Annotated in this window: 27 protein-coding genes and 2 pseudogenes; 20 read left to right on the top strand and 9 right to left on the bottom strand. The window is 62.4% G+C overall.

What is annotated here, in order from left to right; translation table 11 throughout:
• Position 1: 1 nt before the first annotated feature.
• A complete protein-coding gene (locus ACNJX8_RS24330; protein WP_128945561.1) occupies positions 2-370 on the bottom strand; it encodes a tautomerase family protein in 369 nt (122 codons plus the stop codon).
• Positions 371-373: 3 nt separating this feature from the next.
• Positions 374-1,459 carry a LacI family DNA-binding transcriptional regulator gene (locus tag ACNJX8_RS24325; RefSeq protein ID WP_439357035.1) on the bottom strand — a complete coding sequence of 362 codons (1,086 nt, stop codon included), beginning with the start codon at positions 1,457-1,459 and terminating at the stop codon, positions 374-376.
• Between the two features lie 184 nt (positions 1,460-1,643).
• Between ACNJX8_RS24325 and ACNJX8_RS24320 the strand changes: the two are divergent.
• The 11 genes and pseudogenes from ACNJX8_RS24320 (at position 1,644) to ACNJX8_RS24270 (ending at position 10,472) form a co-directional block, all read left to right on the top strand.
• Positions 1,644-2,551 (top strand): annotated as a pseudogene (locus ACNJX8_RS24320) (dihydrodipicolinate synthase family protein).
• A 16-nt stretch (positions 2,552-2,567) separates the two neighbouring features.
• A complete protein-coding gene (locus ACNJX8_RS24315) occupies positions 2,568-3,758 on the top strand; it encodes a CaiB/BaiF CoA transferase family protein (protein WP_439357034.1) in 1,191 nt (396 codons plus the stop codon).
• Positions 3,755-4,918, top strand: a complete 1,164-nt coding sequence (locus ACNJX8_RS24310) for an acyl-CoA dehydrogenase family protein (RefSeq protein WP_439357033.1) — start codon at positions 3,755-3,757, stop codon at positions 4,916-4,918. Before ACNJX8_RS24315 ends, ACNJX8_RS24310 begins: the two co-directional genes overlap by 4 nt.
• Positions 4,919-4,929: 11 nt before the next feature.
• Positions 4,930-5,337, top strand: a complete 408-nt coding sequence (locus tag ACNJX8_RS24305) for a MaoC/PaaZ C-terminal domain-containing protein (RefSeq protein WP_439357032.1) — start codon at positions 4,930-4,932, stop codon at positions 5,335-5,337.
• A gap of 3 nt (positions 5,338-5,340) precedes the next feature.
• Positions 5,341-5,772, top strand: a complete 432-nt coding sequence (locus ACNJX8_RS24300; RefSeq protein WP_128934534.1) for a MaoC family dehydratase — start codon at positions 5,341-5,343, stop codon at positions 5,770-5,772.
• Positions 5,769-6,722, top strand: coding sequence for a dihydrodipicolinate synthase family protein (locus ACNJX8_RS24295; RefSeq protein ID WP_439357031.1), 954 nt, complete (start codon positions 5,769-5,771; stop codon positions 6,720-6,722). Before ACNJX8_RS24300 ends, ACNJX8_RS24295 begins: the two co-directional genes overlap by 4 nt.
• An 11-nt stretch (positions 6,723-6,733) precedes the next feature.
• Complete coding sequence (locus ACNJX8_RS24290; protein ID WP_439357030.1) at positions 6,734-7,036, top strand: hypothetical protein; 303 nt, start codon at positions 6,734-6,736, stop codon at positions 7,034-7,036.
• A 121-nt stretch (positions 7,037-7,157) separates the two neighbouring features.
• On the top strand, positions 7,158-7,994 hold the full coding sequence (locus tag ACNJX8_RS24285; RefSeq protein ID WP_439357029.1) for an ABC transporter substrate-binding protein: 837 nt from the start codon (positions 7,158-7,160) through the stop codon (positions 7,992-7,994).
• A gap of 19 nt (positions 7,995-8,013) precedes the next feature.
• Positions 8,014-8,745, top strand: coding sequence for an amino acid ABC transporter permease (locus ACNJX8_RS24280; protein WP_439357028.1), 732 nt, complete (start codon positions 8,014-8,016; stop codon positions 8,743-8,745).
• Positions 8,742-9,533 (top strand): amino acid ABC transporter ATP-binding protein, encoded by a 792-nt coding sequence (locus ACNJX8_RS24275; RefSeq protein WP_439357027.1) that lies wholly within the window; start codon positions 8,742-8,744, stop codon positions 9,531-9,533. Before ACNJX8_RS24280 ends, ACNJX8_RS24275 begins: the two co-directional genes overlap by 4 nt.
• Before the next feature lie 9 nt (positions 9,534-9,542).
• Positions 9,543-10,472: a dihydrodipicolinate synthase family protein gene (locus ACNJX8_RS24270; RefSeq protein ID WP_439357026.1), complete on the top strand. Its 930-nt coding sequence runs from the start codon at positions 9,543-9,545 to the stop codon at positions 10,470-10,472.
• Here the strand turns inward: ACNJX8_RS24270 and ACNJX8_RS24265 are convergent.
• Complete coding sequence (locus ACNJX8_RS24265; RefSeq protein ID WP_439357025.1) at positions 10,469-11,194, bottom strand: LLM class flavin-dependent oxidoreductase; 726 nt, start codon at positions 11,192-11,194, stop codon at positions 10,469-10,471. The genes ACNJX8_RS24270 and ACNJX8_RS24265 overlap by 4 nt on opposite strands.
• An 8-nt stretch (positions 11,195-11,202) precedes the next feature.
• Between ACNJX8_RS24265 and ACNJX8_RS24260 the strand changes: the two genes are divergently transcribed.
• Both ACNJX8_RS24260 and ACNJX8_RS24255 read left to right on the top strand, forming a co-directional pair.
• Entirely contained in the window at positions 11,203-11,532 is a 330-nt protein-coding gene (locus ACNJX8_RS24260) for a flavin reductase (RefSeq protein ID WP_439357024.1), read from the top strand.
• Positions 11,533-11,571: 39 nt separating this feature from the next.
• Positions 11,572-11,886: a hypothetical protein gene (locus ACNJX8_RS24255; RefSeq protein WP_439357023.1), complete on the top strand. Its 315-nt coding sequence runs from the start codon at positions 11,572-11,574 to the stop codon at positions 11,884-11,886.
• Positions 11,887-12,720: 834 nt separating this feature from the next.
• Here the strand turns inward: ACNJX8_RS24255 and ACNJX8_RS24250 are convergent.
• Entirely contained in the window at positions 12,721-12,912 is a 192-nt protein-coding gene (locus tag ACNJX8_RS24250; RefSeq protein WP_439361965.1) for a DUF1330 domain-containing protein, read from the bottom strand.
• A gap of 537 nt (positions 12,913-13,449) precedes the next feature.
• Here ACNJX8_RS24250 and ACNJX8_RS24245 point away from each other — a divergent pair.
• The gene (locus tag ACNJX8_RS24245; RefSeq protein WP_439357022.1) at positions 13,450-16,794 is read left to right on the top strand and encodes an AAA family ATPase; all 3,345 of its coding nucleotides are present in this window, start codon (positions 13,450-13,452) and stop codon (positions 16,792-16,794) included.
• A gap of 536 nt (positions 16,795-17,330) precedes the next feature.
• On the opposite strand, the gene ACNJX8_RS24240 is transcribed toward ACNJX8_RS24245, so the two are convergent.
• From ACNJX8_RS24240 to amrS, 4 genes are all read right to left on the bottom strand, one after another.
• Positions 17,331-17,507, bottom strand: coding sequence for a hypothetical protein (locus ACNJX8_RS24240; RefSeq protein ID WP_439357021.1), 177 nt, complete (start codon positions 17,505-17,507; stop codon positions 17,331-17,333).
• A 94-nt stretch (positions 17,508-17,601) separates the two neighbouring features.
• The gene (locus ACNJX8_RS24235) at positions 17,602-18,459 is read right to left on the bottom strand and encodes an aldo/keto reductase (RefSeq protein ID WP_091898245.1); all 858 of its coding nucleotides are present in this window, start codon (positions 18,457-18,459) and stop codon (positions 17,602-17,604) included.
• Between the two features lie 203 nt (positions 18,460-18,662).
• Positions 18,663-19,094 (bottom strand): Mth938-like domain-containing protein, encoded by a 432-nt coding sequence (locus ACNJX8_RS24230; RefSeq protein ID WP_249761166.1) that lies wholly within the window; start codon positions 19,092-19,094, stop codon positions 18,663-18,665.
• Positions 19,091-20,191, bottom strand: coding sequence for an AmmeMemoRadiSam system radical SAM enzyme (gene amrS, locus ACNJX8_RS24225; RefSeq protein ID WP_439357020.1), 1,101 nt, complete (start codon positions 20,189-20,191; stop codon positions 19,091-19,093). Before amrS ends, ACNJX8_RS24230 begins: the two co-directional genes overlap by 4 nt.
• 824 nt (positions 20,192-21,015) lie before the next feature.
• Here amrS and ACNJX8_RS24220 point away from each other — a divergent pair.
• The 4 genes and pseudogenes from ACNJX8_RS24220 to ACNJX8_RS24205 form a co-directional block, all read left to right on the top strand.
• Positions 21,016-21,159, top strand: a pseudogene (locus ACNJX8_RS24220) (6-aminohexanoate hydrolase); the annotation flags it as partial.
• Between the two features lie 207 nt (positions 21,160-21,366).
• On the top strand, positions 21,367-22,248 hold the full coding sequence (locus ACNJX8_RS24215) for an AraC family transcriptional regulator (protein ID WP_439357019.1): 882 nt from the start codon (positions 21,367-21,369) through the stop codon (positions 22,246-22,248).
• 131 nt (positions 22,249-22,379) lie between these two features.
• Entirely contained in the window at positions 22,380-23,042 is a 663-nt protein-coding gene (locus tag ACNJX8_RS24210) for an SRPBCC family protein (RefSeq protein ID WP_128946760.1), read from the top strand.
• Positions 23,042-23,404, top strand: coding sequence for an ArsR/SmtB family transcription factor (locus ACNJX8_RS24205; RefSeq protein ID WP_091894923.1), 363 nt, complete (start codon positions 23,042-23,044; stop codon positions 23,402-23,404). Before ACNJX8_RS24210 ends, ACNJX8_RS24205 begins: the two co-directional genes overlap by 1 nt.
• 32 nt (positions 23,405-23,436) lie before the next feature.
• Here ACNJX8_RS24205 and ACNJX8_RS24200 read toward each other — a convergent pair whose 3' ends face one another.
• Complete coding sequence (locus tag ACNJX8_RS24200) at positions 23,437-23,934, bottom strand: peptide deformylase (protein ID WP_439357018.1); 498 nt, start codon at positions 23,932-23,934, stop codon at positions 23,437-23,439.
• Positions 23,935-24,009: 75 nt separating this feature from the next.
• On the opposite strand from ACNJX8_RS24200, the gene ACNJX8_RS24195 reads away from it, so the two are divergent.
• Together ACNJX8_RS24195 and ACNJX8_RS24190 are read left to right on the top strand one after the other, a co-directional pair.
• The gene (locus ACNJX8_RS24195; protein WP_439357017.1) at positions 24,010-24,594 is read left to right on the top strand and encodes a TetR/AcrR family transcriptional regulator; all 585 of its coding nucleotides are present in this window, start codon (positions 24,010-24,012) and stop codon (positions 24,592-24,594) included.
• 92 nt (positions 24,595-24,686) lie between these two features.
• Positions 24,687-25,265: a DUF308 domain-containing protein gene (locus tag ACNJX8_RS24190; RefSeq protein ID WP_439357016.1), complete on the top strand. Its 579-nt coding sequence runs from the start codon at positions 24,687-24,689 to the stop codon at positions 25,263-25,265.
• The last annotated feature ends 10 nt before the right edge of the window (positions 25,266-25,275 follow it).

Genomic DNA, 25,275 nt, shown 5'->3' with positions numbered 1-25,275 from the left:
GTCAGTCGCTGGCGAGCTTGGAATCGTGGGAGACCTCGCTGCGGTCGCGGTCGAGGAAATAGACCGCGACGTCGTCGCCCGGCACGCCATAGGCACTGCACACGCTGCGGGTCAGCGCGATGGCGGCTGCGCGACGCTCGGCCTCGCTGCGGCGGAAGGCGTGGACCTTGAGCAGGATGCGCTGGCCGGTGGCCTGCGCGCCGAACGTGCCGGCGTGGGCGTAATCATCCGCCGCAATGGGCAGGAAATAGAGCGTGACCGTATCAGCGGTGACGCCGAACGCCGACATCAGGCCGTCGGTCACGGACCTCGCCAGCGCGGCCTTGCGCTGATTTGGGACTTGCGGGGCGAGCACTTCGACATAGGGCATCGATCAGACCTTTGCGGATTTGGCCGCTGACGATTTGGATGAAGATGATTTGGACTTCGCGGACTTCGCCGGGGGCGGGGCGTCGATCCGGCGGCAGGAGTCGCGCTGCACCAGGCGCGCGCCGACCCGATATTCGCGGACGCCGTCATTGCCATTTCCCTTCGCATCCATGCGATGCAGCAGCCGGTCGACGGCGAGATTGGCAAGATCCCGCGCGCCGTTGTCGACGATGCTGATGGCCGGGCGATGCCATTCGAACCAGGGCATGTCCTCGTAGCAGAGCAGCGAGAGGTCGTCGGGGATCGCGATGTTCCGCTCCGCCGTCACGCGCAGCACGCCGAGCGTCGCTTCATGGTTGGCGACGAAGATCGCGCTGGGCGGGCGGGGAAGGTCGAGCAGTTTGCGGGTGCAGGTCGCGCCGGTCTCGGGCACGTAGTGGCCGGCATGAATCAATGTGTCGTCCCTGGGGATACCCGCCTCGCGCAGCGCGCGGACATAGCCGGACAACCGTTCGCGGCCCGACGTCGTGTCCTGGCGGCCGACGATCAGCCCGATGCGCTTGTGTCCGAGCTCGATCAGGTGACGCGTGCCCAGATAAGCGCCTTGCGGATCGTCGGCGAGCACGGTCTCGAGATCGGTCGCGTCATCGCGCCGCACCAGGCAGACGATGGGGACGTCCTTGGAGAGTGCCTTGAGCTGCGCGCCGTTCTTGCCTGTCGGCACCACGATCAGTCCGTCGATGCGGTGGTCGACCAGCGTGGTGAGGGTGTCGCTTTCTTGCTGCGGATCGTCGCCGCCGATGCACAGAAGCATCTGATAACCCAGCGCCTTCAGGCGCGCCTGCACCACTTCGGCCATCACTTGGAACGAGGCGTTGGTGAGATTGTGAACGAGAAGCGCCACCAGCCGCGACTGTCCGGTCTTCAATCCGCGTGCGATCGGGTTCGGCCGATAGCCGAGCTCGCGCGCGATGCGCACCAGGCGCTGCTGCGTGCGTTCGCTGGTCAGGCCGGTTCCCGTCAGCGCTCGGGAAGCAGTGCTGACTGAAACGCGGGCCGCTTGTGCCACATCTTTGAGCGTGACGCTCATCCAACCTGCCGATAGACTGCAAACGATTGCAGAAACGCTATGAGCTTATTCTACGGGGATCAAGCTCAAAAAATGGATGGTGTTGCCCAATGCAGAGCCATTTATGCAAACGATTGCATAAAGCGTGCGGATATTCCGCAGGCGGCACTTATCGCTTCAATCCACCCGAGTACTCGGCAGTTTCCTGATGAAGACGTTCCGCGGCACCTACACCGTCATGATCACCCCGTTCACGGCAGCGGGGGCGGTCGATGTCGCGGCCTTGCGCGCCTTCGTCGACTGGCAGATCGCGCAGGGTATTCATGGATTGATCCCGCTTGGCTCGACGGTGAGTTCCTGTCCATGGACGATGACGAGAAGGCGCTGGTTGCGGAGGTCGTCGTTCGCCAGGCCGCGGGCCGCGTCCCCGTGCTGATCGGCACCGGCGCGGAGGATACGCGTGAGGTGGTTCGCCTCAGTCGCCGTGCCGAAAAACTGGGCGCTGACGGCGTGATGATCATCCCGCCGTTCTATTCGACGCCGACCGACGACGAGCTCGTCCATCACTACAAGACGGTGGCCGATGCGATCGCGCTGCCGATCATGGTCTACAACAATCCGGCAACCGCCAATGTCGATCTCAAGCCACAGCTCGTGGCGCGGATCGCCGAGATCGACAACTGTCTCTATATCAAGGAGTCGACGCTGGAGGTGACGCGCGTGCGCGACATCATCCGCCTCTGCGGTGACAAGATGATCGTGTTCGGCGGCATCCTTGGCTTCGAATCCTTTGTCGAGGGCGCGCAGGGCTGGGTGGCCGTGGCCTCCAACGTGGTCCCTGCGGAAATGGCCCGCATCTTCAGCCTCGTCGCCGACCACGGCGCGATCAAGGACGCGCGCGAACTCTATCTCAAATACCTGCCGGTGATCGAATTCGTCGGCGGCCAGGCCTACGTCGCCGGCAGCAAGGCGCTGCTCGGCCATATGGGCTTTGCAGCCGGCAATCCGCGCCCGCCGCGGCTGCCGCTGCCGGCCGCGCAGGACGCGGCCGCACGTGCCCTGGTCAAGACATTCGATCTCGTGTGGCGCGGCGCGCCAATTGCGGCTGCTTGAACTGAGGTATGAACGGATGAACCTGCTCGACGGCGTCAAGATCCTCAGCTTCAATCACTATCTCGCGGGGCCGCTGGCTGCGCAGACGCTGGCCGATCTCGGCGCCGACGTCATCGCGGTCGAACCGATCGAGGGCGCATTTCAGCGCAACTGGGCGGTCGCCAATCACTTCGTTGCGGGTGACAGCGTCAATCATCTGGCGACCGGCCGCAACAAGCGAAGCCTCGCGGTCGATCTCAAGCATCCCGACGGTATCGCCGCGGTGAAGAAGCTGGTCGCGACGTCAGATGTCGTGATGGAGAACTTTCGGCCGGGCACCATGGCCAAGCTCGGCCTCGGCTACGACACACTGAAGGCGATCAACCCCGGCCTGATCTATGCGGTGGCAACCGGCTTCGGGTCGGAGGGGCCGTACAAGGATCGTCCGGGGCAGGATCTCCTGCTCCAGGCGATGTCGGGTCTTGCGATGCGGACGGGACGCGCCGATGGTGAACCGACCGCGGTCGGCGCAGTCATCGTCGATCAGCATGCGGCCTCGCTCTATGCCATGAGCATCCTTGCGGCACTGTTCGCCCGGACAAAGACCGGGAAGGGCCAACTCGTTGAGGTCAACCTCTATCAGGCCGCACTCGATCTCCAGGTCGAGCCGCTGACCGCCTGGCTGAACGGCGCGCCGTCGCCGACGCCGCGCGGTCCGGCCGGCATCGCGGCCTGGTTCAGCCCCGGGCCTTACGGCATTCACGCGACGGCCGACGGCCATCTCGCGATCTCCATGGCCACGCCTAAGGCTCTGGGCGTCGCGCTCGACAGCGAGGAGCTGAAGCAGTTCTGCGACACCGACAGTTTTTCGAAGCGCGAAGAGATCACGCGGATCGTTGCTATCAGGCTGAAACAGAAGTCGACGGCCGATTGGTTGCCCTCGCTTGAAGCCGCGCGCATCTGGCACGCGCCGGTGCAGGATTATCGCGACCTCGAAAGCGATCCCCAGCTCAACCATCTCGGCGTGTTCAAGAGCGCCGAGAGCGCGGGAGGCGCGTCGATCCGCATGGTCGCGCATCCCGCGCGCTATGACGGCCGGACGCCGGAGGTGCGGCTGGTGCCGCAGCGGCTCGGTGCGCAGACGCGGGAGGTGCTCGGCGAGATCGGTTACGGCGCCACGGAGATAGACGCGATGGTCGCGGGCAAAGCCCTCGGAGTTGCACGATGATCGATTTTTCACTCCCTGAGGAGACGCGCCTGCTGGTCGATACCGTCCGCCGTTTCGTCGAGACGGAGGTGCAGCCGCTCGAAGAAGAGGTGGAGCTGACTGCCAAGGTGCCGGCCGACGCGCTTGCGGTCACCAAGGCCAAGGCACAGAAGCTCGGCCTTTACGCCATGAACATGCCGGCGGATGTCGGCGGCGGCGGGCTGTCCTGCGTCGAGCATTGCCTGGTCGAAGAAGAGTTCGGCAAGACGTCGGACGCGCTGATCCGCCGCGTGTTCGGTCAGGTCTATCCGATGCTGATGGCCTGCAAGGGCGACCAGGTCGAGCGCTATCTGCTGCCGACGGTGAAGGGCGACAAGATCTGCGCCATGGCGATCACCGAGCCGGGCGCCGGCTCCGACGCGGCGTCGATCAGCACGACGGCGCATCTCGACGGCGACGAATGGGTGCTGAACGGCACCAAGCATTTCATCAGCGACGGCGACATCGCCGATTACGTGATCCTGATGGCACTGACGGACAAGGAAAAACGTGCCCGCGGCGGCATCACGCTGTTCCTGGTCGACCGCGGCACGCCCGGCTTCAAGGTCGCGCGCACCCAGCCGATGATGGGCCATCGCGGCTATGGCCATGCCGAGCTGAGCTTCGAGGATTGCCGTATTCCGAAGGCGGCCGTGCTCGGCGAGGTCGGCGGCGGCTTCAAGCTGATCATGCAGAGCGTGCTCCAGATCCGGCTCGCCCATATCGGTGCGCGCGCCGTCGGCATGGCGCAGCGCGCGCTGGAGATGATGCGCAGGCACGCCGGCGAGCGGCGCCAGTTCGGCCAGCTCATCGGCGATTTCCAGATGGTGCAGAAGCTGATCGCCGATTCCGCCACCGAGATTTTTGGCGTGAAGATGATGGTGATGAATGCGGCCTGGGACATCGATCAGGGCAAGGATGCGCGCGACAAGGTCTCGATGATCAAGGTCGCGGCGTCCGAGATGCAGGGCCGCGTCGTCGACCGCGCCATCCAGGTGTTCGGCGGCATGGGGTTCAGTAAGGACCTGCCCCTGGAGCGGATGTATCGCGACGCCCGCGTCACCCGCATCTATGACGGCACTTCCGAAATCCACCGCATGCTGGTTGCGCGCAGCACCATCAAGAACGGCTTGCAGCTCTAGGGAAGCGATCGATGTCTCACGCACCTCTCAAGCCCGGCGCCGCCTTCGCGTTCCGCAAGACCATGACGGTAGCCGAGCAGGCCATGTTCACCGGCATTAGCGGCAATCTCGGCGGTCTCTATGTCGATGCCGTCCGCGCCAGGAAGGCGGGCGCCTCCAACATGGTCGCCTTCGAGCTCGCCGTGGGTGGTCTCGCCACCACCTGCCTCAGCCAGCTCGGTGGGCCGACACGGCGGATCGGCAGCATCGCGCTGAATTTCGCTGCGCCCGTGATCGTCGGCGAGTCCGTCGAGGCCCGGGCCGAGATCGTTTCGGTTGACGGCGACGATGCGACCTGTCGCGTCACCTGCACGCTGTCGCCCTCAGGCGCGACCGTGGTGGACGGCACCGCGACGCTGGTTCCCTTTGCCAAGGCCTGAGCCATGTACGAGCCAAAGTCCTTCGACGATCTCAGGGTGAATGACAGGGTCAGCCTGAGCAAGACCATCACAGAGGCCGATGGCGCGCTCTATATCGCTGCGACCGGCGATTTCGGCCCCGTTCATGTCGACGAGGTCTATGCTGGCGCGACGCGCTTTGGCCGCAGGCTGGCGCCGGGGATCATGGTCGCGGGCCTCTGCACCAGCATCCTCACCAGCGAGCTGGTCGGCACCATCGGCGTGTCGGTGGAGGACCGCTTCTGGTTCACCGGTCCCGTGTTCTACGGCGACACGCTCACCTTCGACGTCTGGATCGCCGAGCAGCACGACGAGACTCGCACCATCATCTGGGAGGCGAGCGCGCGCAACGAGGGCGGCCTCGAAGTGCTGAAGGCGCGCGCGAGCCTGAAATTTCCGCGGCGAAAACCGTCATGAGCAAGGCGATGAAAAAGCCGGATTTGCGCGGCGTCACGGTCGCGACCGTGCTGCCCTTCAGGGACGACAGCTCGATCGACTGGGACGGCTATGCCCGCGTGCTCGACTATTGCGCCTGCCCGGACGGCATCGCGGCGGTGTTCGTCAATGGACATGCCGGCGAGGGCGGGTCGCTCTCGGACGACGAACGTCAGGCCGTGATCGAGCGGACACGCCGGCAGATCGGCGGCAAGCCGCTATTGGCCGGCATCATCGCGCATTCCACGGCGGAAGCGATCCATCAGGCGCAGCTCGCGGAAGCTGCCGGCGCCGATTGCGCCGTGTTGTTCCCGCCCGCACCGCTCGGCGGCGGAGCCTCGGCGACCTCGCACGCGCCGGCGGCTTTCGTGCAGGCGGTCGGCTCCGCGATCGGAATTCCCGTGTCGATCTTCCAATATCCGCTCGCATCGGGATTTGGCTACTCGCCGGAGACCTTGGCCAAGATCGCAGCGCTCGACAGCGTCATCGCCATCAAGGAGGGCAGCGACACCATGCTGGCCTATGACGAGAACCGGCGGGCGGTGAAGCAGGCCGATCCCTCTGTCGCGATCCTGCCGTCGAACTTCAACTGGTTCGTGCCGCAGCTCGCCGTCGGCGGCGACGGCATTCTCTCCGGCCTCGTCAGCCTCGCGCCGCATCTGTTCGCAGCGCTCTGGCAGGCCTCGCTCGCCGACGACCTCAAGGCGATGCGCGCCGTCAACGAACGGCTCTATCCGATCGTCCGCGCCATCTACGGGCCTGCGCCGATCATGGACATGCACACGCGCATGAAGGTCGGGCTCAAGGCGCTCGGCCTGATCCGCAATGCCGATCCGCGGCCGCCGCTGCTGCCGGTTCTGCCTGCGCTGTGCGATGCCATTGCAACGACGGTCGGTGCGGCGCGCGCGGCCGGCGACATCCGTCTGGCATGAGGAACGAGACGATGCTGGACGAAGCCTTCATCCACATCGTGCGGGTCGACATCGATCCCGAGCACGAGGCTGCATTCAACGCTTGGTACGAGCAGAAGCATTTCCCTGATCTGCTCGCCTGTCCCGGCTGGCTCTCGGCCAAGCGCTTCGTCTCGGTCGGCGACGGGCCGAAATACGCCGCCATGTACGAGGTCGCGGGGCGATGGGCATTCGAGACGCCGGAGTTCCTGAAGGTGAAGGGTTTTGGTCCGTTCGAATCCCTGGTGAAGAATTTCATGCGCATCCAGCTCAGGCCGATGTCGGGACCGGCTTGAGCAGATCGAAGACGATGCTGCCTGCCGCGTCGCGAGATCCGGCCGGCCGCATCCAAGAAACGTCGAGGGGAATCTCGGGCGAGGAACTGCATCGGTTATTGGCGTCTTACTGGAGGTATCCATGGTCTCGACACTGTTTCGCTTGAGTGCGGCCGCCGCACTCGTTCTCGCGTCCACGGCGGTGCATGCCGCCTGTACGCCCGCAATCACCGATGACAATCTGATTGCGCCCGGCAAATTGCAGCTCTCCATCAACCCGACCAATCCGCCGCAGCAATTCGTCGACAAGGACGGCCAGCTGCAGGGCCTCAACGTGGAGCTCGCCGCCGAGCTCGGCAAGCGGTTGTGTCTTCCGGTCGAACTCGTCCAGATGGATTTTCCGGCGATGATTCCTGCCTTGGGCGCAGCGCGCATCGACGGTGTCAATACCGGCATGTTCTGGACCGAGGAACGCTCGAAGCTGATGTACATGGTGCCGTATGCCATTCAGGCGATCTCAGTCGTGGTGGCCCCCGTTAGCGGCACAAAAATTGCTACCGAAAACGATCTGATCGGAAAATCATCCGCGGTCGAGGTCAGCAGCTACCAGATGAACTGGCTCAAGAAACTCAGCGATGCGAGCGTCGCAAAGGGCGGCGCAGCCGTCGAGATGCGCACGTTCCCGACCGCGACCAACGTCGTCAGCGCGCTGCTTGCGGGCCAGGTTGACAATGCGCTGCTGGTCGACAGCGTGGCGCGCGATCTCGTTGGCCGTGGTCGCGTGAAGGAAGTCCTGAGCGGGCTCGGCACGGCCAGGACCACGCTTGGTTTCCGCAACAAGACGGTCGCCGATACCGTCGTCAAGGCGCTGAACGCGATGCGGGCCGACGGCTTTTATCAGGCGCTGTTCGACAAGTTCGGCCTGACCGCCATGCCGGCCGACCAGCCGCTTGCGATCGCCGGCCCCGGTCCGGCCTGAGACCTACGGAGACGAGCCGATGAGCCATTTCAGTCCGACGGCCGCCGTCAGCTACTTCTTCAATTACTTCCTGATGAAGGGAGTGCTCGTCACCATCGGCTTGACGGTGGCGGCGGTCGTCGGCGGTTTGATCCTCGGCATGGGCATCGCGTTGCTGCGCATGTCGTCCAATCCGGTGCTCGCGCGTGCCGCGCGCTTTTACATCTGGTTCTTCCGCGGCACGCCGCTGCTGATCCAGCTCGTGGTGATTTACAGCGGCTTGCCGCAGCTCGGCATCAAGTTCAGCGTGATAACCTGCGCGCTCGTCGGATTGATCCTCAACGAGGCGGCCTATCTCGCCGAGATCGTGCGCAGCGGCTTCATGGCGGTGTCGGCGGGGCAGCGCGAGGCCGCCTGGGCGCTCAGCCTGTCGCCCTGGGTTACGTTCCGCCGCGTGACCCTGCCGCAGGCGTTCCGCCTGATGATCCCGCCGCTCGGCAACTCCATCAACTCGCTCTTGAAGGCGACCTCGCTTGCCTCCGTGATCTCGGTCGAGGAGCTCATGCGCCGCAGCGACATGCTGATGCAGGAGCATTTCCAGATCTTGGAAGTCTATGCGGCGGCAACGGCGTATTACCTGATCCTCACCTCGGTCTGGGACGCGGTACAGCGCCGGCTGGAGAAGCATTTCGGTCGATCGAATGCCGCGAAAACGAGGCGGGTCGCAGCGAGCGCGCCGGTCGCACAGGCGAGCGTGGAGGCCCGCGCATGAGCGAGATATCGATGACTACGGCCGAAGGTTCAACAGTGCAGCCGCAAATCCGTGAGGTGCCTGCGGTCCGCATGGAGGCGGTCTACAAGCACTATGGTGACTTCACCGCGTTGAACGAGGTCGATCTCAGAGTTACCAAGGGTGAGAAGATCGTGGTCTGCGGTCCCTCCGGCTCGGGCAAGTCGACGCTCATTCGCTGCGTCAACCACATCGAGAAGCACGACGAGGGCCTGATCTACGTCAACGGCGTCGAGCTCGATCGCCAGCGCAAGAACATCGACGCCGTCAGGCGCGATACCGGCATGGTGTTCCAGAGTTTTAATCTGTTTCCCCACATGACGGTGCTGGAGAACTGCATCCTGGCCCCGATGACCGTGAACGGCATGAGTGAGGCGGAGGCAAAGGACCTCGCCATGCATTTCCTCACCAAGGTCCGGATTCCCGATCAGGCCGAGAAATTTCCCGGGCAGCTCTCCGGCGGCCAGCAGCAGCGCGTCGCCATCGCACGCGCGCTGTGCATGCGGCCCAAGATCATGCTGTTCGACGAGCCGACCTCCGCGCTCGACCCGGAAATGGTCAAGGAAGTGCTGGAGACCATGAAGAAGCTCGCGGAGGAGGGCATGACCATGCTGTGCGTGACCCACGAGATGGGCTTTGCCCGCGAGGTCGCCGACCGCATCGTATTCATGAACGAGGGCAAGGTGGTCGAGCAGGCCGCGCCGGAGGAATTCTTCAAGCATCCGAAGTCCGAGCGGGCGCGGACGTTCCTCGATCAGATCATTCATTGATCGGCCAAGATGCGGACATTCAGCGACCGCCTGCGCGGCATTCACGCCGCCACCATCGTGCCGATGACGCCTGATTTCGAGATCGACGAGGCGCAGCTCGCAGCGCATCTCGCGTCGGTGGCGTCCGCGCCCGGCATCAATGGGCTCCTCGTCAACGGCCACGCCGGCGAGAATTTCGTGCTGTCGCTGGCCGAGAAGCGGCGCGTGGTGGAGCTGGCGCGCCAGCACACGCCGCAGGACTGCCTGATCGTCTCCGGGGTCAATCATGAATCGAGCCTGGAGTCCGCGCGCGAAGCGGCTGCGCTGCAACAGGCCGGCGCCGACGGGCTGCTGGTGTTTCCACCCAACAGCTGGGCGCTCGGCCACGCCGATGACTGCGTGATCGAGCATCACCGCTACATCCGCGATGCCACGACCGCGCCGCTAATGCTCTACGCTGCACCCGTCGGCGCGGGCGCGATGGCCTACGCGCCGCCGCTGCTTACGCGGCTTGTCGCCGATCCCCGTTTCGTTGCGGTGAAGGAAGGCAGCTGGGAGGTTGCGGCCTACGAACAGAATCTCAGGCTGATCCGCAAGCTGCGACCGGACTTCGTCGTGCTCGGCTCCGGCGACGAGCACCTGCTGACGAGCTATCTCGTCGGCTCGGCCGGCAGCCAGGTGAGCCTCGCCTGCGTCGTGCCTGAGCTCGTGGTGAGTCTCTGGAATGCGGCGGAGGCCGGCGATTGGGAGCGGGCGCGTGCCGCGCATGAGAAGCTCTATCCGCTGGCGGTCGCGATCTATCGCGATGCGCCCGGAGGACGCGCGACCGTGCGGCTCAAAGCCTGCCTGAAGCTGCTCGGACGCCTGTCATGTGACACGGCGCGGCCGCCACAGCCGGCGGCGACACACGGCGAGTTGCAGGCGCTCGAGCAGGCACTGCGCTTCGCCGGCGCGCTCTAAGCCGCGAAGAACGGATTCGCCGGCCGCGCGAGGCCGAGATGATCGCGCAATGTCGTGCCTTCATAGTCCGCACGGAACAGCCCGCGCTCCTGGAGGATCGGCACGACGAGCTGGACGAAGTCCTCGAACCCCTCGTGGAAATAAGGCGGCATCACATTGAAGCCGTCGGCGGCATGCTCCTCGAACCAGAGCTGGAGTGTGTCGGCGATGCGCTCGGCCGAGCCGCACAGCACCCAATGGCCGCGGGCGGCGGCGGTGAGATTGTAGAGATCGCGCAGCGTCATGTTCTCGCGGCGGCCCTTGGCGAGCATGACGCTGGCGAAGCTGTGATAGCTGTCTGATGGCGCGATGTCGGGGATCGGCCCGTCGAGATCGTAGGCCGACATGTCGCGCCCGAAGCGGTCCGACAGGATGGCGAGCGCGTTGCTGCCGCTGACGAAGCTCTGGAGCGTGTTGAGCTTCTCGAATGCCTCCTTGTCGGTGCGGCCGACCACCGGCATCACGCCTGGCAGCACCGTGACGTCCTCGGGCCTGCGTCCGAACGCCGGCAGGCGCGTCTTCAGCGAGGCGTAGCCGGCCTTGGCTTCCTCGATATCCTGCACCACCGAGAACACGATGTCGGCGGTGCGCGCGGCGAGTGCCTGGCCGGCTTCGGAGCGGCCGGCCTGGAGCACGACGAGCTGGCCCTGCGGGCTGCGGCCGATGTTGAGCGGGCCCTTCACCTTGAAGAATGCGCCGTCATGGTCGATCGGGCCGCGATCGCGCCCGACTATCCCGCCTGTTCGGCGGCAAGGTGCCCGCTGAGGAACGCTTTGCCGCTGCGGCGTGGTCGACACTCGCAACCGGCGCGCCCGTGCTGGCCGACTGTGCCGCGGCGTTCGACTGCCGGATTGCGGACGTCGTCAATGTTGGCACGCATGATGTGCTGTTCTGCCGGGTCGTCGCGCTGCAAAGATCTGGCTGCGCCGACAATCTGATCTATTTCGGCCGCGCCTACCACACGATCGGGGTGATCATTCCGGCTGAGGCTGGACCCGAATCCGCTCTTGGCCGATCCTGATGGGGCCGGCGGCTATCGCCAGCCGTTCCAGCAGTCTCTATGTCATGGAAAGAGATCGTCACCCGAGCAAGCGTATCCCTTGCGGGGATGCATGGTGAACTGCTGTTGCTGGCAGCCGGGGAGGAGGCCGAAAATCAAGCGGACGCGGAGTTCGAGGCCGCGAGTGAAATTATCGCTGCCCAGGGTGCAAGGCTGCCCGAGCTTCGCGCAAGCGTTGCGCGAGCCAGACTCCAGGCGGCACGCGGCATGCGGCGAGAGGCGCGCGACGCTCTTGTGCCGATCTACAGCTGGTTCAGCGAGGGCTTGGAAACACGCGATCTCGTGGAAGCTCGCAAGTTGCTGGCAGACCTGTGACGAAGTTACCGCAATAACGACCCATCTCCCTGTCCATCGTTCGGTAATGCGGTGATCAATTCGGTAATACTCCTCGCAGCAGGCAGCGCGCCGCGATATATTTCCGTTCGAAGGACTGCTGAGCCCCAAGGTTTATGGGCATCATGGTCAACCCCACGCCCGGAATGCGGAGAGTGCTACGGCAAGCGCATCTGTACGGCCGTTTGGTCGCACATGATGGGAAATTGTACTATCCGGGCGGTAACCACCGGTTATGCAGTGAAGAGACCGCGATCGCAATGGTAAAGGCAGGCTGGCTCAGGCATCGCGGCGACGACTATGAAATTACGTCCGACGGCATAAGGGCCGATGCGCGGCGCGAATAGCTCCTTCTGACCGGCACCTCCGCCTCGTGCGGATCGTGCGGAAACGGCAATGATATGCAGGCTCAGACCGGGAGAATTCGACAACAACGAGTGTGCCCCCGAGGCATCGATAATTTGCGGGCGCAATCGGACGTCGCCGCGACCGCAATACCCGAGGGAAAGATCGGCTAATCTATTGCGGCAACGGTTTGCTCGCCCGATGTCATTAGCGCCATGCCGCAACGACGGCTGTTAGCCACCAGACCCGAGCAAAAACGCATCGACCGACGCAGCTAATCGGTCTGCCACTTGCATGGCCGGAGTGGACTGCGTTTGAGGAGGCAGCGAACCTCTAGAATGGACTGCCAGCCCAGTGCCAGCGGCAAGGACAGCTATTGCGATCGCAGCGAGATATTGAGTCCTCATGGCGATGGTCCTGTCATCGCCCCATAAACTAACCGGACAGTCTCAGAAGTGGTTCCCGAGCCGTCTAGAGGCCCTCAAGCGTGATCAGCATGTCGACATCGCTCGTGCTTTCCTTGCGCAGCTTAATCAGTGGCTGGTACTCAGGTGAGTTGTAGCAAGCGGCGAGTGATTGCTTGTTAGGGAATTCGATGACGATGACGCGCTGCGGCTCCCAACGGCCGCCTTCCGGGAACTGATGCGCGTTGCCCTTTGCCAGATACCGCCCAACCTATTTTTCGATCATAGGTCCAAATTGACCCGATATTCTTCAAAAATAGCGGGCTCCGTGATGTTGTGTTCAGCGATCAGGTAAGCCTTTGGCATAGGCCAGTCTCCGCTCTTGATTTGCATGTCGGAAAATTATCGTGCCCACCAGCCTACCAGCGGAAGGGTCAGCGCCTGGTATTGCGCGATACAAAATTTCGTGCGGGAACGCGCGACTGCCTACCCTGACAACACCTCACGACCTTGTATCCCAATCGTGCCTCGCGCAAGCGACCACGGGTGAGTTTGCAGGACGGGGGCTACACCGGGGTGAGCGGCTGCGTAATGGTCAATATTTCGGCCATACCTGGCGAAGCTCCCAAAATGAGTTCATCCCATGAGGATCCTCGCGCGCAGGCAGCGAGAGGTCACTAAGCGCGGTCGCCCGCCGCTCCACTCATTCGCTGCGCGTTCGCTCTTTCGTGTGTGATACGTTTGTGTAGTATACGATTGTTCGGACACCGAGAACGAGCGGGAAGGCGCCCATGCCATGAGAGGCGTCACGGAGTGGCTCGAGTCAATCGGCTTATCGACGTACGCCCAGCGCTTCGCCGAAAACGGCATTGACCTCTCGGTCGTCCGCGACCTGACAGAACAGGACCTAAAGGAGCTGGGCGTCCTGCTAGGTCATCGCCGCAAGCTGCTGCGCGCCATCGCAGAGCTTGATGACGAAATTGGGCCTCCGGCTAAAACAGAGCTTTACCCGAGCCGACCGGATGAGGGCGAGCGGCGCCATCTGACGGTGATGTTTTGTGACTTGGTTGGCTCCACAGCCCTTGCGGCGCGGTTGGACCCAGAGGACATGCGAGCCCTGATTAGCGCGTATCACAGCTGCATCGCAGAAGTCATAGGCGGTTATCAGGGAAGGATTGCTCGCTATATGGGTGACGGTGCATTGATCTATTTCGGCTATCCGCACGCCCATGAGGATGATGCCGAACAGGCTGTGCGCGCTGCGCTCGCACTCATTGATGCCGTGGCGAGCATCCGGAATGTCGCCGCGGCACTGCAGATTCGCGTTGGCATTGCGACGGGGACTGTGGTTGTTACCGAGCTTCTGATTGAGAGTGTTCCGGCGGAGCAAGCAGTCGTTGGTGAGACGCCGAACCTCGCCGCGCGCCTGCAAGGGATGGCCGAGCCGGGGGCTGTGTTGATCTCCGCGGGCACACGCCGTCTCACCGGGGGAGAGTTCCATTATCGCGATCTCGGTCCCATCACGCTGAAAGGCTGGGCAGAGCCGCTCCGGGTTTATCAAGTGCTGGGAATGAGCGGCGTCGAGAGCCGCTTCGAGGCGATGCATACCACCAAGCTGCCGCCGCTGTTTGGGCGTGAGGAGGAAATAGAGCTGCTGTTACGCCGCTGGCAACAAGCTACCCAGGAAGAAGGCCGGGTGGTGACCCTTACGGGCGAGCCGGGGATTGGCAAATCCCACATTGCGTCGGCGCTTAATGAGCGGCTCCAGGGAGAATCCCACATCACGCTGCGCTATTTCTGTTCTGAGCATCATACCCACAGCGCATTGTGCCCATTCATTAGCCAGCTCGAACGTGCTGCCGGGTTCAGGCACAGCGACTCGCCTCGGGAGAAGCTATCGAAACTCGAGGCTCTGTTGGTGCAATCCACAGGCGATCCCGAACACCGGGCAGTTCTGGCAAACTTATTGGTGCTACCGGCCGATGATCACTACCGGCTGCAGGATCTCACTCCACAAAAACGTAAAGAGAAGACCTTCGCGGCATTATTGGCCCAGCTTAATGGATTAGCGGCGAGGCAGCCGGTCTTACTCATTTTCGAAGATGTGCATTGGATTGATCCAACCTCGCTTGAGCTGCTCGCAGCTATGGTGGAGCATGCGCCGCGGCTTAGGGCACTGGTGCTGATCACGGCGAGAGCCGAATTCACTCCCCCCTGGCCGAGTTATCCTCACACCACCACCATCCCGCTCACCCGACTTAGCCGACGCAGCGGCACAGCGTTGGTCCTGCGGGTGACCGGAGGCAAAACCCTCCCCAAGGAGGTAATGGAGCATATTCTCGCACACACCGATGGCGTGCCTCTATTCGTCGAGGAATTAACGAAGATGGTGCTGGAAGGCGGGCTTTTGCGAGAGCGCGACGGGGAATATGTTCTTGAGGGACCTCTGCCGTCATTCGCAATCCCAACTACCTTGCAGGCTTCGCTGATGGCTCGCCTTGATCGGTTGTCACCGGTGCGGGATGTGGCCCAAATCGGTGCTGTCGCGGGGCGAGAATTTCACTACGAGCTTTTGAGCGCCGTCGCTGGACTGCAGAAGCAGAAGTTGGACGAGGCTCTTGAGCAGTTGGTCCGTTCGGAACTGATGTTTTGCAGGGGTGAAAATCCACACGCGGTATACACATTCAAGCACGCTTTGGTGCGAGACGCCGCATATGCTGGGCTCCTGAAGAGCCGCCGCGTGCATCTGCACGCCGCTATCGCGAAGGCGCTGGAGCAGAAATTCCCCGAAGCGGTACGAACGCAGCCCGAGATAATTGCGTGTCATTACACTCAAGCGAAGAACCACGAACGGGCCTTACACTACTGGTACGAAGCAGGCAGGCAGTCAACGGCTCGCTCGGCGCACAATGAAGCGGTCCGTCACCTGAAGCAAGGGCTGGATCAGATTCCCAAGATCGACAACCCGTTGCTACGCAACAAGTCGGAGTTGCTGCTTCAGATATCACTCGGCAACGCTCTCCGGGCAATTAACGGCTGGAGCACTGACAGCGTGAAGTATGCGTACACGCGAGCGCTTCAACTCTGCAACGAGAGTGGGCTTGACGAACATGTCTTGCCTGCGATCTTTGGTCTATGGACGTGGAATTTCGTTCACGCATCGCTTGGTGAAGCGCAAGCCCTTGCAGAACATTTGCTGGATAGCGCCGAGAGGGCGGATAACTCGGTTTTCAGGGTTCTTGCCCACGAGGCTGTAGGGTTTACCTTGTTTGCACAGGGGAAATTTGCCGATGCTCACGCGGAGCTACAACGTAGTGTTGGCCTCTGTGAGGACAGTAAGGCTGCAGAATACCTTGACCTGTCGGCACAGGACCCCCGAGTTCATGTCCGCGCATACGATGGCATGACTCTCTGCTTGCTCGGTCAACCAGATCGAGCTTTGCAAATGTGCGCGGAGGCACGCCGATACGCAGAGGCGTCTCAACATCCCTTTAGTGAGGCAATCGTACGAACGATAAGCCTTCGCGTGCATCAGCTTCGGGGCGATGCCGCCGCTGTTGCAGGTGAGGCGAACGCCGCCGTTGCATTCTGCAAAGAACATGAGTTTGCGCACTATCTGGCTATGGCCCTTATTTTGCGCGGATGGGCAAGCGCTTACCAAGGCAACTTTGAGAAAGGTCTCGCCGAAATTCAGGAAGGCTTGGAACAAGAACGCGCCACTGGCGCGCTATTATTTGAGTCTTACGCTTTGGGCCTATTGGCGGATGCATGCATAGAGCACGAACAGTACGCGAAAGCGCTCGACTTTTTGAAGCAGGCGCAATTAAGGCTTAACGCGGAGAATTCTGAAAGCTTTTACGCGGCCGAGATATATCGTTTGTTCGCGGAAGCCTACCTCCGGTCGAACCAGGACTTGGATCAGGCGGAGTACTATTTTTCTAAAGGCTTTGAGGTTGCGCGCGAACAGAAAGCCAAATCCTTGGAGCTTAGACTTTGTTTGAGCATGTGTGGCCTGAGCGAGCTGAGACACAACGCAGACAAGTGTCGCTCACAACTCGCCGAGATCTACCGATCGTTTAGCGAAGGTTTTGAAACTCCGGACCTAGCCAGAGCCAAGGCGAGATTAGAAAGTGCTTGGTAATGATCAGCTTTGGATTTCTTTGGGTTGAAGTGTGGCCGGACGGGGAAGGCCGATTCTGGCGCAAGCCGGACAAAGCTTGATCTGGCTTGGTCTATTTGTCCCTCGCTAGCTCAAACTGGCCCATGATGGATTGGAGCGAGAGTTAGGTTAATTGAACCACTTAGAGGATAGTGTGTGCACGACGTGTGCACCGAGAGAGCAAGAAAAATCTTGCGACAGCCAACGAGGAGCAAGCCTTCTGAAGCGGACGGGTCGGCCTTCAGTGGTGCAAGTGCAAGGCAAAGTTTCGAGGGTGACCGCAGACTGTGCGAGTGCTGACGATCAACCTCAGTTCTCGAAGATGAAAATTGTCACTCGATCGCCACGTAGCATGGTCGTGCTGATCGACCCGAGATCAAACCGTTCCTAGGGTGTGGGTTGGTCGCGTTTCCCGCGACCAACGAGTATAGCGGCCCGGATGCTGTTCTCCCATCAGCGGCAGTTGTTGATAGGGTCGGCCGTATATGCGCGGCGACACATGAGGCAGCGCAAGCTTGTCAATTCGTCGGCCCGTCGCCGCGAATGTCGAACGTGGTGGCCTTCAGCTTGGTCATGCCGAACTTGTCGAACAGCTTGTCATAGGTGCCGTCGGCGCGGATCGCGGTGAGGGCATCGGCGACGGCCTGTGCTAAAGCCGTCCACCGCCAGCGTGATCTTGTGCGCGGTATGGCCACTTCCGGACATCCAAGAGCCAGGCGAGCGGGGCACCGATCGCGCCGCTTCAAGCGGCGGGTCATCGCTAAGGTGGAGGGACGAAAGGCGCCGGATTCATGTTCCACGCTTTGCTGCGGCTCGGTCGATTGCATCGAACTCGGCCTCACTCAAGCGCCAACCGAGTGCATCGAGATTGGCCCTGGCGTGATGAGGCTTGGTCGCGCCGGGGATGGGAATCACGTGACTGTCGCGCGCCAACAGCCAGTTCAGGGCGACCTGGCTGATGCTGGCGTCGTGCGCGCCGGCAATATCGGCGAGACACGTCAGCAGCGCTTTCGTGTCCATGCTGTCCGACGGCTGCGTGAGGCGGCCAGACGCAAGCGGAAAATACGCGACGAGTGCCACATCGAGCTCACGGCAGGCTTCGAGCACGCCATTTGTTTCCGCTGCGCGTCGGAGCAGGCTGTAGTTGACCTGATTGGCGGCGAGCGGAACGCCTGCCCTTGCGAGGTGATCGGCGATGCGTCGCATCTGGTCCGCATTGAAATTTGCCACGCCGACCGCGCGTGCCTTGCCGGACTTCACCGCTTCGACCAAACCTTCGGCGAACACTCCCACGTCGATCAAGGGCAGCGGATAGTGAACATAGTAGAGATCGATTGTCTCGAGGCCCAGGCGCGCGAGTGAACCGTCAAGCGCGCTCATCAGGCGGCGCGGAGAGGTTCGGCCCGGAAAGGGAAGGAATTTCGATGCTATCACCGCGCGGGTGGGACCAGCGCGCAAGCAGTCCCCCACAACGCGCTCCGAGAAATAGATCTCAGCCGTGTCGATCATGCACGGGCCGGCATCATGAATGGTCCTGTATGTTTCCAATACGGCCCCACGATCGGCACGCCGCCATTTGTTCGTGCCGATGCCCAAGGGCAGCACATCGATGCCGGTTCGACCCAAAGGGCGCGTGCCATGGCGCATATCATGATCTGCCGGCATCGCTGGACCTCTCACAGAGCGACAGCGCCGTTGGCTGGCTCTAGTGTGATGACGCGGGCGTTTCAAGGCACGCCGTAGCGACTACGGCCGCATCGTCTTCCGCGGCTACGTCCGTATCAGGACGACGCAAGCCGGATCAGGCTGGTCTGCCACTATCAACGGAACAGCTTGACCGAGCATTTCTTTCAACAGGTTACATGAAAGAGTCCGATTCTCTTTGCGCGTGAGCGGTTGAACATCCGGATTGCCTCGGGTGTCGGCTTCAACACGACCTCGCAGCCCTTTCTTTCGAAATAGGCTTCAGCTTCCGGTGATAGGTGTACGTTGCCCATCTGACCCGAGCCGATGACGACCTGGTCGCAGCCCTTCTCGAAGAGAAATTTTGCCTCATCTTTTGAAAGCACGTGCGATGTACCATACAGCTTCTTTGATAGCTTCTTTTTCCGCTTCACAATTTCGCCGGAAAGGCGAACGACGACGTCGTGCTCATAAGTCTTTCCATCAATCGTGATCGCGCCAAATACGGTGTTGTCAATCTTCATCGTGGCCTCCTGATCAGAATCCTGCTCCAACACGCAGTACTGAGGCGCCTCGACGCCGGCATCATCCTCACTCAAGAACGTTCCAGTCTGCCGATCCGGATCGGGACGCGCCGCTGCCCCCAGCTGCCGGGGCGTGCCTCGAACAAGCCGGGGATTGCGGTGGAACAAACACCGCAGCGGCCGTCGCCTGTGAGCCGCCAAGTCGTGATGTCATACCAATCTCGGCCGATGACCCGCTCACCACAGCTCGGACAGTACGTGCTTTGGCCCCTCTCGTCATGGACATTCCCGGTGTAGACGAAATGCAGTCCCACCTTGCGCGCGACATCGCGAGCGGTCGTCAGCGTGAAGGCCGGCGTACAGGGCAGATCCAGCATCGTGTGGTCAGGGTGGAAGGCGGTGAAATGTAAAGGCACGTCAGGTCCCAGCCTTGTCATCACCCATTCGCTCAGCTTCTTCACCTCCTCCGGGCTGTCATTGTGACCCGGGATCAGCAGCGTTGTGATTTCGAACCAGACATTCGTCCCGTACTTCAGATACTCGAGCGTCTCGAGGACGGCGCCGAGATGGCCGGTGCACAGCCGCTTGTAGAACGCCTCAGTGAACGCCTTGAGGTCGACATTGGCGGCGTCCATGAAAGTGTAAAGCTCCTCCCGCGCCGCCGCGTCAATGTAGCCCGCTGTGACCGCCACGTTCTTGATCCCGCGCCGGCGCGCCTCCCTTGCAACGTCCACGGCATATTCGAGGAAGACGACGGGGTCGTTATAGGTGTAGGCGATGGAGCGTGAGCCCGTGGCAATCGCGGCCTCGACAATATCTTCCGGCGAGGCTGCGTCCTGGAGCCGGTCGAGCTCTCGCGCTTTGGAGATGTCCCAGTTCTGGCAGAATTTGCACGTCAGGTTGCACCCGGCAGTACCAAACGACAACACGGGAGTTCCGGGCAGATAGTGGTTCAGTGGCTTCTTCTCTATTGGATCGACACAGAAACCCGAGGAGCGGCCGTAGGTCGTGAGCACGATCCGGTCATCCTGCCGGCCACGCACGAAGCACAGGCCGCGCTGGCCTTCGTTGAGCCTGCAATAGCGCGGGCAGATGTCGCACTGGATGCGCCCGTCTTCGAGCCGGTGCCAGTAGCGGCCAGGAACGCCATCCAAACGCTCGGGTTCGGTCACAGCATTCGTCCTGTGGATCGCTGAGCAAACCTCAGATCTTTGCCAACGGGCGTCCGAGCTGCCACGATGTCTGGCCAGGCACGAACGCTCGCGGACGTCGGCTCATTTTATGCCTGATGGGCGGAGATGGTAAGCCGAACCGTTGCGGCGCGCCAAAAATACGGCGCCGATGTCGCAGTTGGGTCACTAGCGCCGTTTGAGCGGCCGCCGATCACTTCTGGTCTTCCGCGGTAAGCGGACAGATCAAACGGCCGCCTGGTGCGAAAAGCCCACTCCCGCCGGTATCGATCGGGGATTCCCAAATCGTGGCTTCTGGGACTGGCTGCCGGCGTTCATAAGGTAGTCAGCGCGTGCCGGCACGATCCCTACAAGCAATGATATCCCGGGGAGATTTTCGACCGGCTCCCTCCGGCGCTGAGAACACCGCCAGGTATTCGTCCGCCCCCTGCGAGCTTATATGCGGCGACCGGGCGATAGCCCACGGCGGTCAATTCGCAGCGCAAGAACTCAATTGGCGTGCCATGCTTCGACGTCGGAAGCTCAAGGTCGACAATTCCGACCCGCGCGCCCGGCTTCAAGGCGGGCGCGAGATTGTAGAGGAAGGCATAGGGTTGGGCTATCTCGTGATACAGGTGCACGAGGATCGCGGCATCCAGCGAGGAAGCGGGCAGGCGCGGGTCGTGTGGTTCGCCGAGCGCGAATTTGACGTTCGTCAACTTCAGAAGTTCTGTTCGCCTGGCGAGCTCGATGAGGTAATCCCGCGTGACGTCCTGGGCAACGACAGAGCCGGCGGGTCCGACGAGGTGAACGCGTTTCCGTATCGTGGCCAGGGCATCTATATCGATCCCAGGGCCGAGATGGTGATCGCGCGCTACGCCTCGCATCCCATGGCGGGCAACGCCGCCAACGAACCCGTGACGCTGCCGGCCTACATGGCGCTGGCGAAGGCGCTGATGGCGGGCGGGTAGGTACGTCGGGGCGCCGGTCCTCGTAGCCCGGATGGAGCGGAAAGCGTAATCCGGGACTGGCCAGCCGCATCGCGCAGCTGCCTCTGTGGCAAGAATCCCGGATTGCGCTGCGCTCCATCCGGGCTACGGATCTTTGCCAAACCGCAAGATCGGTCGAGCACGCCACGGCCGTCAGCGACTAGATGAAGCCGCCACGGAGGAGGGACGATGAAGGCGGCGCTGCAAAACTATCGGGACCGGATGCGACGGGTGTTGGACCATATCGACCGGCATCTCGACGATGATCTGGACCTGGAAACCCTGAGCGGTGTTGCGGCCTTCTCGAAATTTCATTTCCACCGGCAGTTCACGGCGACCTTCGGTCTATCCGTGCATCGCTACGTCCAGCTGGCCCGCATGAAGCGCGCTTCGCATCAGCTCGCCTACATGGATGCCCTTGATGTCACTGACATCGCGATGGATGCCGGCTACGACGCACCGGATGCCTTCGCCCGCGCCTTTCGGCAACGGTTCGGGCAATCGCCGTCGTCGTTCCGGAAATCTCCCGACTGGGAGCCGTGGCTTGCGGCCTTCGGGCCTCTCGACAACGCCAGGAGCAAGCTCATGCAGACGACTTTTACCAATGACGACGTGACGATCCGCGATGTGCCCACCACCAAGGTGGCGATCATGGAGCACCGGGGCGACCCGGCGATGCTTCCTGCCACCATCCAGCGCTTCATCGCTTGGCGCAAGGCAGCGGGCCTGCATCCCAGGACGAATCCGACCTTCAATATCTGGCGCTCCGAGCGGCGGCCTGCCTCGCCTTCCGATTACAGCATCGACCTTTGCGTCGGCACCGACCGGCCGGTCGACGCCAATGGCGACGACATCAAAGCCGGCGAAATCCCCGGCGGACGCTGCGCCGTGCTGCGCGTCGTCGGCTACACCGACAATCTGGAGCCCGCCGCGCTCTATCTCTATCGCGACTGGCTCCCGGTCAGCGGCGAGGAAGCGCGCGACTTCCCGATCTATTGCCAGCGGCTGAGCTTCTTCCCGGAGGTGCCGGAGCATGAGACGGTCGCGGAACTATTCCTGCCGCTGAAATAGGATCTGTTGGCGGCGGCCTGTCCTGTCGCAAGAAGCGGGGCAGGCCGCAATCTATGAGTGCAATATAAGCCTTGACTTATATTAGTGCGGATTGATATTCCTCTTTGCGCAAAGCGATAAGGAGGAACGCAATGGAGATCGACGTCGCCAGGGTCTTGGGGCTTGTCACGCGTTCAGTGCGCAATTTTGAGAAAGACGGAAAACCGGCGAGCGCGGTGACTCTCACGCGGCTTTACGACACGAGCGTCGACGATCTCTGGGACGCCGTGACCAGCAGCGAGCGCATTCCGCGCTGGTTCCTGCCGGTCGAGGGAGACCTCGAGCTCGGCGGACGGTACCAACTTAGGGGCAATGCGGGCGGTACCATCACGGCGTGCACGCCGCCGACACATTTCGCCGCGACGTGGGAATTTGCAGGCGCGGTAAGCTGGATCGATGTCAAGCTGGCAGCAGAACGAAGTCAGGCGCGTTTGACGCTCGAGCACACTGCGATCATCGAGGATCATTGGAATCAGTTCGGCCCAGGTGCGGTGGGCATCGGTTGGGATCTCGCTCTTGCGGGACTTGAGCGCTATCTTGCGACCGGGGCATCGGTCGATCACGAGACGGCCGAGGCATGGATGGGCTCGCCTGAGGGCAAGGACTTCATGACGACAAGCGGCGAGTTTTGGCGCGCAGCGCATGTCGCAAGCGGGGTCGATCCTGCCTCCGCAAAGGAGCGCTCGGACCGCACCATTGCGTTCTATCGCGGCGAGATGCCGCCCGACATCGCGCATCCCGGCACGGGAAGCTGATGCACGTCTTCGAGGTCCTCGCCGATCCCGTGCGCCGTCGCATTCTCGAACTGCTGGCGCTTCAGGAAATGGCGTCCGGCGAGGTCGTCGACGTGATCGGGGCCGAATTCGGAATCACGCAGGCGGCGGTCTCGCAGCACCTCAAGGTGCTGCGAGAGAGCGGCTTTGCAAGCGTTCGGGCGGAGGCGCAAAGGCGGCTCTATTCAGTCGACGTTGCCGGGCTTCGCGCGGTCGATGCGTGGATCGGCCAGTTCAGGAATTTCTGGGAGCCGAAGCTGGACGCGCTGGCAACCGAGATCGCGCGCGGCAAACGCGAGCGGCGCAACGCGCCAATGACCAAGCGGAGCGGGAAGAGGGCTTGAGGACGTGGCGATGGGCGGAAGCCGCCATCACGTCACTCTCGCGATATCTTCTCGAACCGCTTCACCAGCCGCTCCCGCTTCAGCCGCGACAGCCGCTGGATCCAGAACATCCCGTCGAGTTGGTCGATCTCGTGCTGGTGGCACACGGCGCGCAAGCCGTCGGACTCCTCGCTTTGCATGTTGCCCTCGACATCCTGATAGCTGATCCGCACGCGGGCGTGGCGCTGCACCTCATCGTTGACTCCAGGCATCGAGACGCTGCCCTCCCGGTGCAGGATCATCTCGGGCGAGGCCCATGTGATCTCCGGATTGACATAGGTCTGCGGGCCGTCTTTCGAGTCGAGCTCGAGCACCACGACCCGCAGGGGCACGCCGATATGCGGCGCGGTGATGCCGATGCCGGGCGCGGCGCGCATCGTGTCGAGCAGGTCCTGCGCGAGTTCGCGCAAGCCGTCGTCGAAGACGGTCACGGGGCGGGCAGGGCTCGCGAGCCGGCGGTCGGGATAGCGGATGATCGGGCGGATGGTCATGCAGGCTCCTACCACTCACGGATCATTGAAGCACCCCTTCTTGATTGTCTACCAACTGGAAGGTAGATAGCCGACATGAGCAATACTTCATCCACGGCCGACGACATTCTCGCCTGCGCGCGCACGCTGATCATCGCAGGCGGCTATAACGGCTTCAGCTACGCCGACGTCGCCGAAATCGTCGGCATCCGCAAGCCCAGCATCCACCACCATTTCGCCAGCAAGGTCGATCTGGTCCGCACCCTCGTGTCGCGCTATCGCGAGGAGGCCCAGGCGGGACTGTCGGCGCTCGAACGCAACATCCCGGACCCCGGCGAGCAGCTCAAAAGCTACGTTGCGTACTGGGAAACGTGCATCAAGGACGCGACGGCTCCGTTCTGCGTGTGTGCGCTCCTTGCCAGCGAGCTTCCGATCCTGCCCGAGGACGTGGCAGTCGAGGTCCGGGCTCATTTCCGCGCACTGGCCTCGTGGCTGACTTTGGTGATGGAGCGCGGCAAACGGCAGGGGCGGCTCCAGCTCTCCAGCACCGCGCGGGTCGAGGCGGAAGGATTCATGGCGACCGTTCACGGCGCGATGCTGTCGGCGCGCGCCTATGGCGATCCCAAGATGTTTGGGACCATTACCCGGCCACTGCTGGACCGGCTTTCCCTCAGGCACTGACGACGAGGTCGATACAGGCTGCAAAGCATCGCAGCGGCGCGGCGATTCGGCTTCACTAGCTAATCTACCAACTAGTAGGTAAGGAGCAGGCAATGAGTGATCGCGAGATGGTTTTGGATACGGCCGACCATGTGCAATGGCTGAAGCACTATTATTTCCTGCGTGCGGCGTTTTCCGTCGCCTGGGTCATCGCGGCCTTTGCGATCGCGCCGTCGTCTGCGGTGAGCGCAGCGACGTTGCTCGTCGTCTATCCGGCATGGGATGCCGCGGCCAATTATCTCGACGCGCTCTGCAGCGGCGGGTTGGCCCAAAACCGCACGCAGGTCCTGAACGTGCTGGTCAGCCTGGCCACCACCATCGCGGTCATCCTGGCCTTGCAGGTGAGCATGAATTGGGTGCTCGGAATCTTCGGGGCCTGGGCGATACTGTCCGGATTGCTTCTGCTCGGCACGGCCGTGCGGCGCTGGAAGCGTTTCGGCGCGCAGTGGGCCATGGTGCTCAGCGGTGGCCAGTCGGCTCTGGCGGGCGGCTTCTTCATCTTGCAAGCCTCGATGCCTGCAATCCCGTCGATCGCGAACGTCGCGGGCTATGCTGCGATCGGCGCGCTCTACTTCCTGGTCTCGGCGGTCTGGCTCACCGTCAGCACGTGGCGCGGCAGCGCAGCCATGTGAAGCTGCGCTG

The sequence above is a fragment of the Bradyrhizobium sp. SPXBL-04 genome (assembly GCF_051853035.1).
GTDB lineage: Bacteria > Pseudomonadota > Alphaproteobacteria > Rhizobiales > Xanthobacteraceae > Bradyrhizobium > Bradyrhizobium zhanjiangense.
Note: the sequence above shows the minus strand (reverse complement) of the source record. Positions and strands in the feature narration are given on the sequence as shown.

Excerpts from the sequence above, each read along its gene's own strand:
- ACNJX8_RS24330 (WP_128945561.1), bottom strand. The coding sequence starts at position 370 with ATGCCCTATGTCGAAGTGCTCGCCCCGCAAGTCCCAAATCAGCGCAAG.
- ACNJX8_RS24325 (WP_439357035.1), bottom strand. The coding sequence starts at position 1,459 with ATGAGCGTCACGCTCAAAGATGTGGCACAAGCGGCCCGCGTTTCAGTC.
- ACNJX8_RS24315 (WP_439357034.1), top strand. The coding sequence starts at position 2,568 with ATGAACCTGCTCGACGGCGTCAAGATCCTCAGCTTCAATCACTATCTC.
- ACNJX8_RS24310 (WP_439357033.1), top strand. The coding sequence starts at position 3,755 with ATGATCGATTTTTCACTCCCTGAGGAGACGCGCCTGCTGGTCGATACC.
- ACNJX8_RS24305 (WP_439357032.1), top strand. The coding sequence starts at position 4,930 with ATGTCTCACGCACCTCTCAAGCCCGGCGCCGCCTTCGCGTTCCGCAAG.
- ACNJX8_RS24300 (WP_128934534.1), top strand. The coding sequence starts at position 5,341 with ATGTACGAGCCAAAGTCCTTCGACGATCTCAGGGTGAATGACAGGGTC.
- ACNJX8_RS24295 (WP_439357031.1), top strand. The coding sequence starts at position 5,769 with ATGAGCAAGGCGATGAAAAAGCCGGATTTGCGCGGCGTCACGGTCGCG.
- ACNJX8_RS24290 (WP_439357030.1), top strand. The coding sequence starts at position 6,734 with ATGCTGGACGAAGCCTTCATCCACATCGTGCGGGTCGACATCGATCCC.
- ACNJX8_RS24285 (WP_439357029.1), top strand. The coding sequence starts at position 7,158 with ATGGTCTCGACACTGTTTCGCTTGAGTGCGGCCGCCGCACTCGTTCTC.
- ACNJX8_RS24280 (WP_439357028.1), top strand. The coding sequence starts at position 8,014 with ATGAGCCATTTCAGTCCGACGGCCGCCGTCAGCTACTTCTTCAATTAC.
- ACNJX8_RS24275 (WP_439357027.1), top strand. The coding sequence starts at position 8,742 with ATGAGCGAGATATCGATGACTACGGCCGAAGGTTCAACAGTGCAGCCG.
- ACNJX8_RS24270 (WP_439357026.1), top strand. The coding sequence starts at position 9,543 with ATGCGGACATTCAGCGACCGCCTGCGCGGCATTCACGCCGCCACCATC.
- ACNJX8_RS24260 (WP_439357024.1), top strand. The coding sequence starts at position 11,203 with ATGCGCCGTCATGGTCGATCGGGCCGCGATCGCGCCCGACTATCCCGC.
- ACNJX8_RS24255 (WP_439357023.1), top strand. The coding sequence starts at position 11,572 with ATGTCATGGAAAGAGATCGTCACCCGAGCAAGCGTATCCCTTGCGGGG.
- ACNJX8_RS24245 (WP_439357022.1), top strand. The coding sequence starts at position 13,450 with ATGAGAGGCGTCACGGAGTGGCTCGAGTCAATCGGCTTATCGACGTAC.
- ACNJX8_RS24235 (WP_091898245.1), bottom strand. The coding sequence starts at position 18,459 with ATGCGCCATGGCACGCGCCCTTTGGGTCGAACCGGCATCGATGTGCTG.
- ACNJX8_RS24215 (WP_439357019.1), top strand. The coding sequence starts at position 21,367 with ATGAAGGCGGCGCTGCAAAACTATCGGGACCGGATGCGACGGGTGTTG.
- ACNJX8_RS24210 (WP_128946760.1), top strand. The coding sequence starts at position 22,380 with ATGGAGATCGACGTCGCCAGGGTCTTGGGGCTTGTCACGCGTTCAGTG.
- ACNJX8_RS24205 (WP_091894923.1), top strand. The coding sequence starts at position 23,042 with ATGCACGTCTTCGAGGTCCTCGCCGATCCCGTGCGCCGTCGCATTCTC.
- ACNJX8_RS24200 (WP_439357018.1), bottom strand. The coding sequence starts at position 23,934 with ATGACCATCCGCCCGATCATCCGCTATCCCGACCGCCGGCTCGCGAGC.
- ACNJX8_RS24195 (WP_439357017.1), top strand. The coding sequence starts at position 24,010 with ATGAGCAATACTTCATCCACGGCCGACGACATTCTCGCCTGCGCGCGC.
- ACNJX8_RS24190 (WP_439357016.1), top strand. The coding sequence starts at position 24,687 with ATGAGTGATCGCGAGATGGTTTTGGATACGGCCGACCATGTGCAATGG.